General features: G+C 57.2%; 18 protein-coding genes. 10 read left to right on the top strand and 8 right to left on the bottom strand.

The annotated features are described in order from the left end of the window. A partial coding sequence (locus CW742_RS01130) for a GNAT family N-acetyltransferase (RefSeq protein WP_292415580.1) occupies positions 1–497 on the top strand: 497 nt, incomplete at its 5' end. Here the strand turns inward: CW742_RS01130 and CW742_RS01125 are convergent. Beyond that, on the bottom strand, positions 498–1,274 hold the full coding sequence (locus tag CW742_RS01125) for a SagB/ThcOx family dehydrogenase (protein WP_292415579.1): 777 nt from the start codon (positions 1,272–1,274) through the stop codon (positions 498–500). It lies immediately after the preceding gene. A 111-nt stretch (positions 1,275–1,385) separates the two neighbouring features. Here CW742_RS01125 and CW742_RS01120 point away from each other — a divergent pair, with 111 nt between their 5' ends. The 4 genes from CW742_RS01120 to CW742_RS01105 all read left to right on the top strand — a co-directional run bounded on the left by CW742_RS01120 (position 1,386) and on the right by CW742_RS01105 (position 6,055). Next, positions 1,386–2,630 carry a DNA methyltransferase gene (locus CW742_RS01120; RefSeq protein WP_292415578.1) on the top strand — a complete coding sequence of 415 codons (1,245 nt, stop codon included), beginning with the start codon at positions 1,386–1,388 and terminating at the stop codon, positions 2,628–2,630. An 85-nt stretch (positions 2,631–2,715) separates the two neighbouring features. Next, positions 2,716–3,801 (top strand): hypothetical protein, encoded by a 1,086-nt coding sequence (locus tag CW742_RS01115; RefSeq protein ID WP_292415577.1) that lies wholly within the window; start codon positions 2,716–2,718, stop codon positions 3,799–3,801. Then, a complete protein-coding gene (locus CW742_RS01110; RefSeq protein ID WP_292415576.1) occupies positions 3,798–4,265 on the top strand; it encodes a hypothetical protein in 468 nt (155 codons plus the stop codon). The genes CW742_RS01115 and CW742_RS01110 overlap by 4 nt, the downstream gene beginning before the upstream one ends. Before the next feature lie 128 nt (positions 4,266–4,393). Continuing rightward, positions 4,394–6,055 carry an AarF/ABC1/UbiB kinase family protein gene (locus CW742_RS01105; protein ID WP_292415575.1) on the top strand — a complete coding sequence of 554 codons (1,662 nt, stop codon included), beginning with the start codon at positions 4,394–4,396 and terminating at the stop codon, positions 6,053–6,055. A gap of 13 nt (positions 6,056–6,068) precedes the next feature. On the opposite strand, the gene CW742_RS01100 is transcribed toward CW742_RS01105, so the two are convergent. The 4 genes from CW742_RS01100 to cofG all read right to left on the bottom strand — a co-directional run bounded on the left by CW742_RS01100 (position 6,069) and on the right by cofG (position 8,757). Beyond that, entirely contained in the window at positions 6,069–6,551 is a 483-nt protein-coding gene (locus CW742_RS01100) for a DNA-deoxyinosine glycosylase (RefSeq protein WP_292415574.1), read from the bottom strand. A gap of 15 nt (positions 6,552–6,566) precedes the next feature. Then, positions 6,567–6,860, bottom strand: a complete 294-nt coding sequence (locus tag CW742_RS01095; RefSeq protein WP_292415573.1) for a ferredoxin-thioredoxin reductase catalytic domain-containing protein — start codon at positions 6,858–6,860, stop codon at positions 6,567–6,569. Between the two features lie 83 nt (positions 6,861–6,943). Continuing rightward, entirely contained in the window at positions 6,944–7,771 is an 828-nt protein-coding gene (gene purC, locus CW742_RS01090) for a phosphoribosylaminoimidazolesuccinocarboxamide synthase (protein ID WP_292415572.1), read from the bottom strand. Further along, positions 7,768–8,757, bottom strand: coding sequence for a 7,8-didemethyl-8-hydroxy-5-deazariboflavin synthase CofG (gene cofG / locus CW742_RS01085; protein WP_292415581.1), 990 nt, complete (start codon positions 8,755–8,757; stop codon positions 7,768–7,770). The genes purC and cofG overlap by 4 nt, the downstream gene beginning before the upstream one ends. 138 nt (positions 8,758–8,895) lie before the next feature. Between cofG and CW742_RS01080 the strand changes: the two genes are divergently transcribed. Both CW742_RS01080 and CW742_RS01075 read left to right on the top strand, forming a co-directional pair. Continuing rightward, positions 8,896–9,687 carry a sensor histidine kinase KdpD gene (locus tag CW742_RS01080; RefSeq protein ID WP_292415571.1) on the top strand — a complete coding sequence of 264 codons (792 nt, stop codon included), beginning with the start codon at positions 8,896–8,898 and terminating at the stop codon, positions 9,685–9,687. A 71-nt stretch (positions 9,688–9,758) separates the two neighbouring features. Next, complete coding sequence (locus tag CW742_RS01075; RefSeq protein WP_292415570.1) at positions 9,759–10,328, top strand: diacylglycerol/polyprenol kinase family protein; 570 nt, start codon at positions 9,759–9,761, stop codon at positions 10,326–10,328. A 30-nt stretch (positions 10,329–10,358) separates the two neighbouring features. On the opposite strand, the gene CW742_RS01070 is transcribed toward CW742_RS01075, so the two are convergent. Beyond that, positions 10,359–10,850 (bottom strand): GyrI-like domain-containing protein, encoded by a 492-nt coding sequence (locus tag CW742_RS01070; RefSeq protein WP_292415569.1) that lies wholly within the window; start codon positions 10,848–10,850, stop codon positions 10,359–10,361. Between the two features lie 97 nt (positions 10,851–10,947). On the opposite strand from CW742_RS01070, the gene cofC reads away from it, so the two are divergent. Both cofC and CW742_RS01060 read left to right on the top strand, forming a co-directional pair. Next, positions 10,948–11,574, top strand: coding sequence for a 2-phospho-L-lactate guanylyltransferase (gene cofC / locus CW742_RS01065; protein ID WP_292415568.1), 627 nt, complete (start codon positions 10,948–10,950; stop codon positions 11,572–11,574). A gap of 32 nt (positions 11,575–11,606) precedes the next feature. Next, a complete protein-coding gene (locus tag CW742_RS01060) occupies positions 11,607–12,365 on the top strand; it encodes a ribonuclease III family protein (RefSeq protein WP_292415567.1) in 759 nt (252 codons plus the stop codon). Between the two features lie 19 nt (positions 12,366–12,384). On the opposite strand, the gene CW742_RS01055 is transcribed toward CW742_RS01060, so the two are convergent. Then, positions 12,385–12,867, bottom strand: a complete 483-nt coding sequence (locus tag CW742_RS01055) for a YkgJ family cysteine cluster protein (RefSeq protein ID WP_292415566.1) — start codon at positions 12,865–12,867, stop codon at positions 12,385–12,387. A 442-nt stretch (positions 12,868–13,309) separates the two neighbouring features. Here CW742_RS01055 and CW742_RS01050 point away from each other — a divergent pair, with 442 nt between their 5' ends. Further along, positions 13,310–13,696 (top strand): hypothetical protein, encoded by a 387-nt coding sequence (locus CW742_RS01050; protein ID WP_292415565.1) that lies wholly within the window; start codon positions 13,310–13,312, stop codon positions 13,694–13,696. 2 nt (positions 13,697–13,698) lie between these two features. On the opposite strand, the gene CW742_RS01045 is transcribed toward CW742_RS01050, so the two are convergent. Beyond that, positions 13,699–14,086: coenzyme F420-0:L-glutamate ligase (locus CW742_RS01045; RefSeq protein ID WP_292415564.1), on the bottom strand; the 388-nt coding region annotated here is incomplete at its 5' end.

The raw sequence follows: 14,086 nt of genomic DNA, 5'->3' as shown, positions 1-14,086 counted from the left end.
CCCCTGGAATATCCGAAGTCCACCTCCAGGCCTTCGGCCAGGACGGGGAATCGCGGCTTGTCAATGCCCTTCGCAGCGATGGCGTTGTCAACCCGGATCTCTCTTTTGTTGCCGTGCATGGCGACCGGATCATCGGGCACATCCTCTTCACCCCGGTTCAGATTGTATCCGGAACGGTCGCGTCACCAGCCCTGGCACTCGCCCCGCTCGGTGTCCACCAGGACTACCAGTGCCGGGGCATCGGGGCAGCTCTTATCGAGGAGGGGCTGGATGAGTGCCGGCGTCTCGGCCACCACATCGTGATCGTGGTCGGTCATCCATTGTATTATCCCCGGTTCGGGTTTACGGCTGCCAGCGATGCAGGGATCATACCACCGTTCCCCTGTCCGGATGATGCCTTTATGGCACTCTCCTTAAAGCCCGGGGCGCTCGACGGGATCGGGGGCATGGTCCGTTACCCGGCTGCATTTGATGCAGTCGGGGCCCACACATCATAGTCAGTAACCGGCAGGCCCCCCTTCTTTTTTCCCGACGGTTGCAAGATAGATCAGGAACTGGTTCTCGCCATCAATCCCGAGCAGGTGGTCCATGGCGTCGTCATCGAACGCCGCAATGGCACAGACCCCGCATCCCACGGCTTCGGCAGCAAGGTACAGGTTCTGGCATACGTGGCCCGCGTCGAGATGGAGATCGCGGTACCCCCGCTCACCATAGCGCCACGTCATCCGGTACGGAACGGCAGTCCAAAGGAAGACCGCACTGCACCTGAGAATGAACTGCTGGTCGAAGCAGGCCGCATTGACCTTTTGGGAAAGGTGTGGATCGGTGTCAAGCTGCTGGATACGGTGGGAGTGTGCCAGGAACCGGTAGAGTCCCGGCTCCAGCCCCTCCACGTCATTGATAAGCAGGTACGTCTCGAATGGATGCCGCGCCCCGGCCGAAGGGACCGTACGGAAGGTTGCCTGGGACCCGTATACCTTCTTTACACCCTGCGTGCACCAGAGGAGGAACGAGAGTTCATCCAGCGTGATGGATTCGCGAATATACTGCCGTACGCTCTGCCTCTGCTCGATAGCAGTCCGGAGATCCACGTGGGGAATGTCAAAGGCTGCTGGCAGGGGAAGATCAAAAATAGCCTTGCCCGGTTCGGCCGGTACTTCAAGCGGAGGCTGGGGCACACCCCTCTGCTGGTCGCTCTTCCCGATTAAGCGGTATTTTGTTCTTTCCATAAACTCCCGGCCGGCCCCGCGGGAGAGATCCGTTCCTATTGTCATCGCAACGCACTGTAAAAGACCATATTCTCTCCCCGGCATGTGAGCATATCGGTGGCGGCAACATCACACCACACAGCATATACCCTTTCCTAGCCAACCACTTCGTACGACATGACGCCCGGCGTAACCCTTCCCGCTGGTATGGACCTGGCGGATTACCTGCATGAGATGGTGCTGTACGCAGGCCCGTCCATGCAGGAGGAACCAACAACGCTCGATGAGCAGGAGGTGAAAAAATTCACCGGGGAATTCTGGACCTCCCGGCAGCGGCAGGGGGGTTCACTCCATGAGATATCGTACCGTGCGTGTTTCAAGCCGCAGCTGCCTCGGTTCTTCATCTCCCTCCTGACAAAGAAAGGGGATGTTGTCTACGATCCCTTCAGCGGCAGGGGAACCACCGTTATCGAAGCTGCACTCATGGGAAGGAGCGTTGTCGCAAACGATATCAACCCGCTCTCCCGCGTGATGACCGAGCCCCGTTTCTTCCCCCCGGATCTTGCCCAGGTGGAGAAGCGACTCGCGCTGATCCCAAAGGAGGGGAGCGGGGCGGATATCGACCTGTCGATGTTCTACCATCCCGCAACAGAGCAGGAGATTGCGGCCCTCAGGGAATACCTTCAGGCAAGGAGGACAACGCACCGCGACGATATGATCGATCGCTGGATTGCAATGGTAGCAACCAACCGCCTGACGGGGCATTCAAAGGGATTTTTCTCTGTTTATACGCTCCCGCCCAACCAGGCGGTCTCGCCCCAGAGCCAGGAGAAGATCAATAAAAAGCGCAGCCAGGTGCCTGAATACCGGGATACCCGGCAGATCATCCTCTCCAAGACAAAGAGCCTGCTCCGGACGCTCACCGAAGATGAGTGCCGGAACCTTGCACGGGCGGGAAAAAGTGCCCGGCTGCTCTCGGAAGATGCCCGCTTAACAGAAGAGATCCCGGATGAGTCCGTGGACCTGACGGTCACGTCGCCCCCGTTCCTCGACATCGTGCAGTACCGGGAAGACAACTGGCTCCGCTGCTGGTTCAACGGTCTCGACGAACAGACGATCGGGAATCGGATCACGATGGCACGGACCATTAACAGCTGGTCGGCCATCATGGGACAGGTCTTCTGTGAATTGCACCGTATCACGAAGCCGGGCGGGTATGTTGCCTTCGAAGTCGGGGAGGTGCGCAAGCGGAGCGTCCGGCTCGAAGAGCACGTTGTCCCCCTCGGGATCCGTGCCGGGTTTACCTGCGATTGTATCCTTATCAACCAGCAGGTCTTCACGAAGACTTCCAATATCTGGGGTGTTGAAAATAATTCCCAGGGTACGAATTCCAACCGTATAGTCGTGTTCCGGAAACCCTGATGCCGCACAATCTGCCATGGATGCGGCAAAAAGGCAGGATCCGGCAAATCTTGATATTTGAACAACAATAATTTCTTTATTAATAATGCCGGGACAACAGCACGCTATCGGGAGAAGATGCCAGGGGTGGAGGTGGACACTCCTGACGGTTTCCGCGATCGCCCTCCTGTCCCTTCTTTTCCTTCCTGCCGGGGCAGCAGACGGGGAGATTTCCGATACCGTGGCAATACGGCAGGCCCACCTTGCCTGGACCGCCCTTGACAAGGAGTACGATCTTGCAATTGCAGTCAAGTACTGCGATACCCTCTACGGTTCGGATACCACGAGGATGAACCGGCTCCTGGCGGATTTCCGGAAGCAGGAAACGCGCATTAAGGATACCGCAACCAGCACGGAGGTTGACGCGCTGATCGAAGAGATGCGCAACACTACCGGGCAGTTCACTGAAGAGGCCCTCTCCGTGATGGCGAAAGGGCAGGGAAAATGGGACGTGCTGGAGAGCCAGATCCTGGATGTAAAAACCAACAATCCCTACATCCTGCAGAAAAAGGAGCAGTACTGGACGATCAGGACAAAAGCCCAGCTCGCTGCATTCGACACCTGGGTCCGGGAAGGGCAGGAACGGCTCGATATCCTGAAAGCGCAGGGATACGACACCACAACAGCCCAGCGTTCCCTCGATGTCTTCGCATCCAGAAAGCCAGCGGTGAGTGCAGCGTTTGCATCCAAATCCGAGACCTCGATACGGTCTGTAAACCAGCAAATCCAGCCGCTCTCGCAGGATTTCATCCAGAAATTGGCAGAAGTCCAGGAACAGGTACCGGATACCATCCGGTTCCAGTTCTTCATCGACCAGGGATACCGGGCAACAGCGCTGTGCGATAAGGCGAATGCCGAACTCATCCCGATCCTGCTCGATATCGACGACGCAGAGGCTCTCGTGAAAAAGACCAAGAACGATCTTACCAATGCCCAGCGGATGCTCAATACCGGAAGCCTGCAGAACACAAAGACCCCCCTGAGGCTTGTCCAGAAAGACCTGTCCGACCTTGCCCAGGTATACCGGGACATTGCTTCCTCCATGGACCTGGGAACCGAGCTGAATACCGAGCTCAACACGCTTGCCCTCCGGCTTTACAATACCGCAGACCAGATGAGGGATGCACTATGAAGGCGGAAAAAGGGATCTTCGCCCTCTCTGCAATCCTGTTGCTAATCCTCTTCCCGCTGGCTGCGGGGTGCCTCTCCGTCCCAGGACCTGAGAGCCAGAAAAAGACACCAACGGTAACTGCCGCGGTGACCCGCTCTCCAGTGACCCCGGCTGAGGTGACAACCATTGTCCAGAGGACCGTTGTGACAGCACCCACGGCTGAGCGGACAACTGCGCCCCTCTCCCCTTCCGTAACAACGGCAGCCCCGGTCACCCGGTATGCAGCTGATACCTGTACAGGACAGGGAGGTTTTTTAGTCCTTCCCGGCCAGGGGTGCTCCGGCGCCTGGCTGGTTTCAACCAATACGTTCAGCTGCTGTTCTGCAGAACCCGTAACCGTTGCAGGGAGCACCAGGTCCCTGTCCGTAGTCCCGTTCACCCTCACGGTGAACATTGATGACAACCTTGGCAGCATCCATCCCTGAACAAAGGCCGCGTGGCGATGCAGCGCGGTGGTAATTGCTGGCACCTTTTTTTGTAACCGCACTCCTCCTGCCATCCCTGCATCTGGCGGAAAGCACGCATTAAGTATCACCACATCCAAGTGGTACGCATGGTCACCCGTATCGTCCGGTACGCTCAGATCGTGGATATCCTGAGCAAGTATGGTTTTGGCATCGGCCTCGAGAAGCTCTTTCCCGGGCGGGCACGGTTCAAACTCCCCGGGGGAGACAAAGCGGCCGAAGGCACGACCATCTACGAACGGATACGGCTTGCCCTTGAGGAACTCGGCCCGACCTTTGTGAAGTTCGGGCAGATCATGAGCACGAGGACCGAACTGCTGCCGCCGGAGATGATCGAGCAGCTCAAGCGGCTGCAGGACCATGCGAAACCGGTGCCCTTCTCCGAGGTCATGACCATCATTGAGGAGAACTGCCCCGAGTGGGAGGACTACTTTGGCGATATTGAGGAAACCCCGGTAGCATCCGCATCCATCGGGCAGGTCCACCGGGCGTACCTTCGAGACGGGACCAAGGTCGCCCTGAAAATCCAGCGCCCGGGCATCCCGGAAATAATCGAGCTGGATATCGCGATCCTCCAGTCCATGGCCGAGCGTATAGAGACCGTCCTTCCTGAGACCCGGCTCTATAATCCCAAGGGGATGGTGGATGACTTCGCCCACCAGATTGTCAAAGAACTGGACTTCACCCGGGACGCACGGAACGCCAACCGCATGTCCCGGAATTTCCAGAACTTCCCTGGGGTCCGGTTCCCGAAGATTTTCTGGGAGTATTCAAAGCCCCATTTCCTGGTCATGGAATTCATCGAGGGAGTCCGGATCGATGACCGCGAGGCCATCGAGGCAATGGGCCTTGACCCTCATGCCATTGGTGTGCGCGGGTTTCATGCATACCTCAAGATGATCTTCGAGGACGGGTATTTCCATGGCGACCCCCACCCGGGCAACCTGCTCGTGACAAAAGAAGGGGACATCGTCTTTTTGGACTTTGGGATCGTCGGCATCCTGCGCCCGGAGAAACGCCAGAACTTCATCAACCTCCTCTTTGCCCTGACAACGGACAACATCGAGCTGATGATACGTTCGCTTGAAGGCTTCGGGATCGTGATTGCCGAGGAGGACCGCGAGGCGCTCAGAGACGACCTCTACATCATGATGCATGACTTCTCGGGTGGCGACGGGGATGGGGTCTCGCAGCTGAACTTCGAGCTCGTTGTTACCGAGCTGACTGAAGCGATGCGGCGCTACCGGCTGAAGGTCCCGATGAACCTGATGCTGTTGTTGAAGGTCTTTGTTATGGTCCTCGACATCGGTGTGCGGCTCGACCCGAAGTTCAACTTCGGCAAGGAGATCACCCCGTACCTCTCCAAACTTGCCGATGTGAACACGTTCTCTGAGGGATACATGAAGCGTGCGTCAATGGCGCTCCTTGAGGGAGCCGATGCCCTGCTCGACATGCCCCGGAATATCAACCTGATGCTCCGGAGGCTGTCAACCGGCTCGTTCAAGCTTGAGATCGTGGAGAACGATATCCAGAAACTCCAGATGTCCCTTGACCGGTTCAGCGACAAGCTCCTGATGGGGATGGTCGTTGCGTCGCTTGTCATCGGGTCTTCGCTCGTACTCCAGGTTTCGTCCGTCACGCTTCCCACTCAAATCTCATGGATAGCCATTGGTGGGTACACGGCAGCGGTGCTCTGCGGGTTCTATGCGATCTACCACGTTATCTTCCTGAAGTTCCGGATGGAACGGTAGAAAGGACTCCGGCTCAGATCTCTTTTTTTACTACTTCCCAGGCGCGGACTTTCTCCTCAAATGGCATTGCAGCATTCGCGGGGCTCGTTGAAGGCAGCACTACGGAGGGCAGGCCAGGTACTTCACAAAACCGGTGGTAAAGCCGGCCGGCGGCTGTCCCGTTCAGTGCAACCATCCGGATTGACGGGTGCCTCCGGACAAACCCTGCAACGTCGTTGGGAACCGGCTTCCTGATCCGGCTGTCAGAACTCCCCGGCCGCTCGCAGGATGCGACAACGTCCCAGAGCGCAACGCCGCACGCGGTGAGGAGTGCAGTACGCTCCGGGTAGGGAAGCGATTGCGGGATGGAAAAAAGGTTTCCTATGATTGCCCAGAACCTGTTCTTCGGGTTGCCGTAGTATTCCTGGTGCTCAAGCGAGAGGACGCTCGGGAAGCTTCCCAGAATAAGGATGCGGGGGTTGGGGGATGTGAGCGGGGGGAGACCGTGACCGGGCATTGAAAACTGCGCGGCCTATTGGGGTTCCTTGAAATACAGGTTGCAGTGGCAGTGGCCCAGGTTTGCCACCTCTTCCTTGTGATGGACGCAGGGACATTCGATGGCCCGGTCTTTCTCCTCGTCCCCGCTCCGGAGACGGCAGGGGCAGTACGGGTGCCCGAACTTAGCCTTGTTCCGCACGAGCCCGCGGATCACGGTGCCAAGCTGCTTCTCATCGGTATTAAGGCTCCACCCATGCTTGTGCGCATATGCCTGCGCCCATTTGAGCATGTCCGCTTCTTCTGAAGGTATTTCTGTCATAGTATCCATTCGGGCAGTTTTGTCACCATAGTGTGGGCATCAGGCACATTAGTCTTTGCGATCGGAAGCCCACAAGGTGCAGGATCCGTGACTCATCTCTTTTTTGCCACACTTTTCTTTACCGGCTTCTTTGCGGCAACCTTCGGTTTCTTTGCCGTCATAGGTTTTGCCTTCGGCTTTCCGCCAGTTCCTGCCGGAACTTTCTTTTGTGCTGCCGTCTTCGTGATCCGTTTCACAACGCGATTGTAGGTGGCCATCACGTCGCCCTTGTCGAACCGGTACACGTCCTTGTCAAGAGATTCTTTCGTCTTCTTGTCCCAGAGACGCATCGAGTCCATGCTGATCTCGTCGCCAAGGCAAATCGTCTTTCCTGCACGGCCGAACTCGATCTTGAAGTCCACAAGCGTGATCCCCTGCGCGGCCATCAGTTTCACGAGCAGGGCATTGATCTTGAGGGCGGCTTTCTTGATCGCTGCCAGCTCCTTGAGGGTCGCAAGTTTCAGCGCAACGATCAGGTCGTCGTTGAGCATCGGGTCGTGGCGCGAGTCGTCCTTGTAATCGATGACAATGACGGGCGGATTGAGCTTTGTCCCCTCTTTGAACGGGTAGTTGCGCACAATGGAACCGGCCGCAACATTGCGGACGATAACTTCGAGCGGTATCATGGAGAGTTCCCGCACCAGCATCCGGCGCGGGTCGAGCATCTCCACAAAGTGAGTCTTAACGCCGTTCTTCTCCAGGTACTGGAAGATGAACGCCGAAGCTTCAGCATTGTAGCTGCCCTTGTTCCTGAGTTGATCCTTCTTTCCCCCGTCGAACGCGGTGATGTCGTCGCGGAACTCCACGATCAGCTGTCCTTTCGTGTCCGTGCGGTATACGGACTTTGCCTTTCCGGAATAGAGGAGGCCCTTCTGTTTCACGGTTCACTGCTCCTTGCCTGTAGTGTATGTGCGAGCCGGTTTATCAGGGGTTGCATGCCGGGGTCGAACCATCCTTTGTCAATGTACCGCTGGTAGATGCAGAGCCGCTCCACAAGACGGGCGTCCCCTGCGATCGTTTTCAGTTCATCGAGTGCCGGCCACGGGTGCTCCGGGTTCACGTAATCGATGGTCAGGGGGGAGACTCCGCCGAGGTCATCGACCCCGCATTCTATCAGGAGGCTGGCGTCGATCAGGTTTGGCGGGATCTGGACCGCGATATCCGGCTGGAGGATATCCTTTGCCATTTTAATGGTTGCGCAGACCTCATCCGTAGTGGGTACGGGGGTTTTTCCGAGTGGTGTCCCGGGTTTCGGGCAGAAGTTCTGGATGATGATCTCCTGGATATGGCCGTAGCGCCTGTGGAGATCGCGGATGGCAAAAAGCGAGTCCTCGCGGTCGGCCATGGTCTCGCCAATACCGAGGAGGAGCCCGGTGGTGAACGGGATCTTTAGTTTTCCGGCATCCTCCATCATCGCGAGCCGGACGTCCGGGGACTTCCCCTTCGATGTCGCATGAGCGGGGATCTCCGCGGTGGTCTCGAGCATCAGGCCCATACTCGCGTTGACCGGACGGAGGCGCTCCATCTCTTCGTATGTCAGGATCCCCGCGTTCGTATGGGGGAGGATGCCACACTCGATAGCCTTCCGGCACATGGCCTCGCAGTAATCGAGAATCGTCTCATAACCAAGCGGGGTGAGCATCTGAATAAAGCCCGGCTCTTCCTCCGGTCGTTCGCCAAACGTGAAGAGGGCCTCGGTGCACCCAAGGGCAGCACCGTTCTGCAGGGTCTTTTCCACCTCTGCCGGTGCCATGAGGCAGCCTTCCTGGACTGGCGTCCGGAAGCAGCAGTACCCGCACTGGTTCCGGCACACGGTCGTGAGCGGCAGGAAAACATTTCTTGAAAAGGTGATCGTGCGGCGATCCATGTACATGAACTTATTCCTTGGATCTCATGAAGGCTGGTATCCGTCCCGCGTCTTCGCTCCGATCATGCGATAAGGACAACCCTAATGAGGGTTTGGGGTTAACCATCTCTAACCTGTTATATTCTGCCGTGAATGCCCATGGCGTACCGGGACCTGAAGATGTCAATGCTCGAAAACAACGGTGATGGGGGAAGTGCAAGGGGAAACGGTGACCGTACCGGGTCACCCGCTGAGGAGATTGCTGCCCTCAGAGCCGAGAACGAGTTTTTGAAAAAGAAGCTCCAGCTTGTCGGCAGTGTCACCCGGCACGATGTACTCAACCAGATGACCGCGATTGTCGGGTACAATGAACTGCTCGAGATGATTGTCACTGATGAGAAACAGAAGACCTATATCGAGCGCGAGAAGTATGCGGTTGACAAGATCCGGCGTCTCTTCCAGTTTGCCAAGGACTACCAGAACCTTGCGGTTGAACCCCCCCGCTGGCAGGGACTGGACAATGCGGTCCACCGCGCCATGGAAATTTTTGACAATCCGGCAATCAAGGTCATTGTTTCTGTGGGCCGGGTTGCGGTGTTTGCCGACAGTTTCCTGGATAAGGCACTCTTCCAGTTTCTCGACAATGCCGCCAGATACGGGGGAACGGCAACAGAAATTCGGATTATGTTCGAGGACCTCGGCACTCACGCACAGGTGATCATCGAGGATAACGGGAAAGGTATCCCTGCCGCGGACAAGGACCGGATCTTTGAACGGGGCTATGGCAAAGGGACCGGCTGGGGGCTCTTTTTGGCCCGGGAAATCCTCGCGATGACCGGAATAACGGTAACGGAGAACGGGGAGCCGGGGAAAGGAGCGCGTTTTGTCATCATGCTGCCCGAAGGCACGTACCGCGAAGGGGGAGAGGAAACCCCGCTTCCGGTCCAGTAGGTCTGTGGGGGCGGCATTCTCCCGCCTCCACTATCAGAGGCTTTTTTGTTCCCTGCAACAAAGATTCACCAATGCAGGAGTTTGTCCGCAAACTCATCCACCTCATTTTGGGTGTTCTCGTGGCAGCAATGGTCCACATCGCGGGGCAGGCAGCAGCGACCGCGATCCTTGCCGGGGGGCTCTTAATCGGCATTGTGCTGGTGGACCTTCTCCTTCGCGGGCATAACATCCCGCTCTTCTCGTTCCTGGTCGGGCACCTTGACCGGAACGACCGTCTTCCCGGTCGGGGGGCACTCACCTTTGCTGTCAGCGTTCTTGCAGTGGTCGTTCTCTTTCCCGTCACCATCTCGGTACCGGCAATTGTCACGCTCGCGGTCCTTGACAGTGTGACAACAATTGCAGGGCTGAGGTTCGGGACACACCGTATCTACAATGGTAAATCATGGGAGGGTACCCTTTCCGGCATTGCTGTAACGGCCATCGTCCTGCTGCCGCTCCTGACTCCTGCCGGGGCTGCCGCAGTCGCGGTACTGGCAGGGATCATCGAACTCATCTCCCCTGTCGATGATAATCTTGTCATCCCCGTGGCCGTTGCGGTCCTGCTGGCATTCGTGCCGGCATTCCTTTCCTTTGCGGCATGAGTGAAGCAGTTTGAGAATAAAAGGTGGAGGTCAGGCGGTTTCTTTCATCTGGTCCGGATCCACGGCCACGTATATATCTGCTTCCTTTGCCACGGGACGAGCGAACCGCTTATCATACACCTCGAAGTCGAACGTGTACGTCCGCGGGAGATCCGATGACCAGACATTCGCCCAGACACCCACGATCTCGTCCGGCATTTTGCCCTTTGCCGTGAAGACCGCGTAGGTCTGGGCAGGGATATGACGGACTTCCAAACCTTCCGGCACTTTGTCGGCACGGGTCACGCCGCACCCGAGCAGGTACGAGTACGTCCCGGTCCAGTCTTTCTCGTAATCCGAGTAGACCGCATACATGACCGGGGGGTTCACCCGGTGAGGGATCCGTGCCGGCCCATTGTTTTGGAGAAATGCCTGCCAGCATCCCGGGATGATGCCTGCCGCCTCCGAGTTCGATGTGCGGCGGGCAATACCGACCACGGTGCGGGCGGGCAGTTTCTTTATGGTATATTTTGGTCCATCCATTACCGGAATCTGGGACGGCAAAAATGTTAAACCATTCATTTCGTTCACGGGTGCATATCAGCACCTATTTTTGGTCACCCTGCACACGATCTCTGGTATGTGCCCGCATGCGTTGATCCCGTACAAGCCGAAGAACCCGAAGACGCGACTCTCCTCCCTCCTCTCGCAGGAAGAGCGTGAGGCATTCGCGTTTGCGATGCTCGAGGATGTGGTCAGCGCAGCAAAGGACGCCATGTGCAGCCCGGTTGTCGTGGGAACGGAACTCTTTGATTCGGAGCTTGTGCAGGTGACCGTGAAGGATGCTGACCTGAACCAGACCTTAAACGAGATCCTCCCCACGGTAGAGAACGGCCTCCTTATCCTGATGGCTGACCTCCCGCTTGCCGACGAAGCATCGATCCGCCGTGTCACGTCAACGACAAAGGACATGGCAATCGTTCCCGGCCGGGGCGGGGGCACGAATGTCATCTTCATGAAGGAGCCAAAGAAATTCCATGTCGATTACTATGGCACGAGCTTTTTGAAGCACATGAAGATCGCCACGGATGCCGGGCTTTCGGTCGAGGTGGTGGACTCGTTCCGGCTCCATACGGATATTGACGAAGAGGATGACTTGGTCGAACTCCTGATCCACGGCACCGGGAAGAGCCGGGCATACCTCGAGAGCCTCGGTTTCTCCCTTGCAACCGATACTGGTCGCGTACGCTGTGTGCGGAAACGATAACAATATCTTATAAGGTATCCGAATAGCATGAAATGACCGGACACTCGTGCCAGCCCCTCATCGAACTTCTCCGTGCACCCCGGCCGGACCTGGGGCGGACCATCACGACGTTTGTCTCCTGCTTCAACACAGCCTACGGTGATCCCGTAAAGGACCACTGGGACATTTCGATCGCCGAGTGGGAGCGTTTCGAGTTCCTGGGCGACCGTGTCGTAAATCTCATTGTTGCCCAGGCCCTTTTCACCAGGAAACATGCCGCGCTTACCGAGGGGGAGATGACCCGCGCAATCAGCGGGATCGTCTCGAACCACGCGCTCGATGCCATTGTCCGGAACCTGGTAGATTTCGAAGTCTTCTCGTGTCTCATTCCTCCGGCCATTGCAGGGCAGAATACGTACGGCGAACGCATAGCCGGGGGGGCGTTCGAGGCATTCATCGGTGCCCTGTACTGCGAGATCGGGTTTGACGAGGTGGCATTCTTCGTCAACGGTCTCCTGCGGGAGCCAATCGACCAGGCCAGCCCTGAAGAGAACGCGATCGGGATGCTGCAGGAATACTTCCAGAAGCGCTTTCGGGCCGTTCCCATCTACCGGGAGACAAAACGCGAGGGACCGGACCACCGGCCGGTCTTTACCTTTGAAGTGATCTTCAACAACCAGGTGCTCGGTAGTGGGAGTGGCGCGAGCATCCAGAAGGCGGAGCGGGAAGCGGCACGGGCAGCATGCAGGAAGCTGGGTCTTTCCTGCGATGACGTCACAGGAACGCAGGGAAGCGATTCTGGCACCTCCTGACAGTTCCCACAACGGCGCGTCAGTGTAATACACGGTATCCTGCTGCCGACAGGATCCTCTCAACCTCTTCTTCCCAACAAGCCTCATCAGCGATGGTGATCGGCGCGATCTCCTTGTCCCAGACGGTGCGGAGCTCGTGGTCCATGGTTGTGAAATATTTCAAGTTGTCCATCACGCGACCAAGTCGCTCTCCCCTCCTGTTGCATACAAGGATCCGGAAGCAGCTATACTGGCGGCAAAGGTCGGGACGGGTGGAATGGACCGTACAGATGATCGCTCCCGGCGTACGCTCGCGGAGGAATGGACAGGCCATCGGCCTTTTCGCCAGGATATCCTGCGAAGAGAAGAGATCCCGTTTGTCCGGATCGATCCGGACCTGCCGTTCCTCCAGGGTAGTCGTAAACCAGAGCCGGTATTCGAAGGGCTCGGTCTGTTCACGGATGCTGATGACCGAGCCCATGGAGCTGCAGCATTCGCCGCACTGCTGGCATTGGAATGCCATATATCAGCACACCCTCCCTGCGAGGCTGTCGGGGAACCCGGAAATATCAGGGTGCCCGGGGGTCTCCCTTTCAGGATGCATGCAGAACGGGTAACAACGCTTTTTCCCTTTTCGCCCGATTGCATAGGGGTTATTGTGGCTTCTCCCTGCCAGTCACCATTCTCACATAGTCAAAGCCCTGGTTCAATAATTTCCTTTTATCCTCATAAGGGGTGCCCTGTTGCAGATAATTCATCCAATCAATGTTACCACAAGGGATTGATCACATTCGAAGAGAACGGGTGGCCGGGAGCATGAGAATATCCTGCGCGTCCTTATGGAATACTAGTGGTCAGAGCCGGATCATGGAAGAGTGGGTGAAGGGGAGCAGCCCCCGCATCCGCTTCCTTAATATGGGAGCCCGGAAAACGCTCTTTTATAGTGTTCATGGCAGGTATTCCTGATGTTTGAATCACTCTTCTCAAAGCATGCAGAGGGGATCTTAAAGGCGCTTACGCTGGAGTGGTCCTGCCCGAAGTGCGATGGGAGGAACTTCCGGATCCTTTCCGTGAAGGACCGCATGGCCGGAGAGTACGTGAGCCGGTGCCGCTACTGCCACACGAAGTGCCGCGTAACGTTTCCTCCCCCAGTATCAGCGGTTGAAGGCGAGGCTGAGTTCCGGGAACTGATCGATGAAGAGGATTTTACCCCGGAGGAACAGATCGACATGATCCGTGACTTTGCCGAGATAGCATCCCTTGTGGTGGACAATGCTCTCCCGGGTGTTATCCAGGAGAAGAAAAAAGCGCTTGAGGCAAAGATTACCTTCGCAAAACGGCGGAGACGGTAATCTCACCCCTGCATCCGGTTTTTGGCAAACGCCCCCATGAAGAGACATTCGGTGGCATCGATCGTCTCGACACCGATATGGTCCCCGATTGGAAGACCAATCCCGCGGATGATGGCGGCGGGAGTGCATTCATCGGCCTCACCCATAACGAGTTCCGCAGCGGATGCGATATTGTCTGCAATCGCCCGTTTTGTGACCTCGAGTTTCCTCCCGAAAAGGTCAGACCTCCCCTGGTCATTGATAACGGAAGTGACCCCGGCCGCTCCTATCGCAACACCGCTGCACCCCAGCCGCATGGCATCGGTCCGGCTGTCGCCAACGATGACCCCTATCCTGACACCTGTCCTGTCTTCGATGATCTTGCGTATCGAGAGGGCACTCCGGTCCGGG

Source organism: Methanoregula sp., from assembly GCF_002835825.1.
GTDB lineage: Archaea > Halobacteriota > Methanomicrobia > Methanomicrobiales > Methanospirillaceae > Methanoregula.
This window is presented reverse-complemented; position numbering and strand designations above follow the sequence as displayed.

Coding starts and splice junctions, on each gene's coding strand:
- CW742_RS01125 (WP_292415579.1), bottom strand. CDS start 1,274: ATGACAATAGGAACGGATCTCTCCCGCGGGGCCGGCCGGGAGTTTATG.
- CW742_RS01120 (WP_292415578.1), top strand. CDS start 1,386: ATGACGCCCGGCGTAACCCTTCCCGCTGGTATGGACCTGGCGGATTAC.
- CW742_RS01115 (WP_292415577.1), top strand. CDS start 2,716: ATGCCGGGACAACAGCACGCTATCGGGAGAAGATGCCAGGGGTGGAGG.
- CW742_RS01110 (WP_292415576.1), top strand. CDS start 3,798: ATGAAGGCGGAAAAAGGGATCTTCGCCCTCTCTGCAATCCTGTTGCTA.
- CW742_RS01105 (WP_292415575.1), top strand. CDS start 4,394: ATGGTCACCCGTATCGTCCGGTACGCTCAGATCGTGGATATCCTGAGC.
- CW742_RS01100 (WP_292415574.1), bottom strand. CDS start 6,551: ATGCCCGGTCACGGTCTCCCCCCGCTCACATCCCCCAACCCCCGCATC.
- CW742_RS01095 (WP_292415573.1), bottom strand. CDS start 6,860: ATGGATACTATGACAGAAATACCTTCAGAAGAAGCGGACATGCTCAAA.
- cofG (WP_292415581.1), bottom strand. CDS start 8,757: ATGGATCGCCGCACGATCACCTTTTCAAGAAATGTTTTCCTGCCGCTC.
- CW742_RS01080 (WP_292415571.1), top strand. CDS start 8,896: ATGGCGTACCGGGACCTGAAGATGTCAATGCTCGAAAACAACGGTGAT.
- CW742_RS01075 (WP_292415570.1), top strand. CDS start 9,759: ATGCAGGAGTTTGTCCGCAAACTCATCCACCTCATTTTGGGTGTTCTC.
- CW742_RS01070 (WP_292415569.1), bottom strand. CDS start 10,850: ATGGATGGACCAAAATATACCATAAAGAAACTGCCCGCCCGCACCGTG.
- cofC (WP_292415568.1), top strand. CDS start 10,948: ATGTGCCCGCATGCGTTGATCCCGTACAAGCCGAAGAACCCGAAGACG.
- CW742_RS01060 (WP_292415567.1), top strand. CDS start 11,607: ATGACCGGACACTCGTGCCAGCCCCTCATCGAACTTCTCCGTGCACCC.
- CW742_RS01055 (WP_292415566.1), bottom strand. CDS start 12,867: ATGGCATTCCAATGCCAGCAGTGCGGCGAATGCTGCAGCTCCATGGGC.
- CW742_RS01050 (WP_292415565.1), top strand. CDS start 13,310: ATGTTTGAATCACTCTTCTCAAAGCATGCAGAGGGGATCTTAAAGGCG.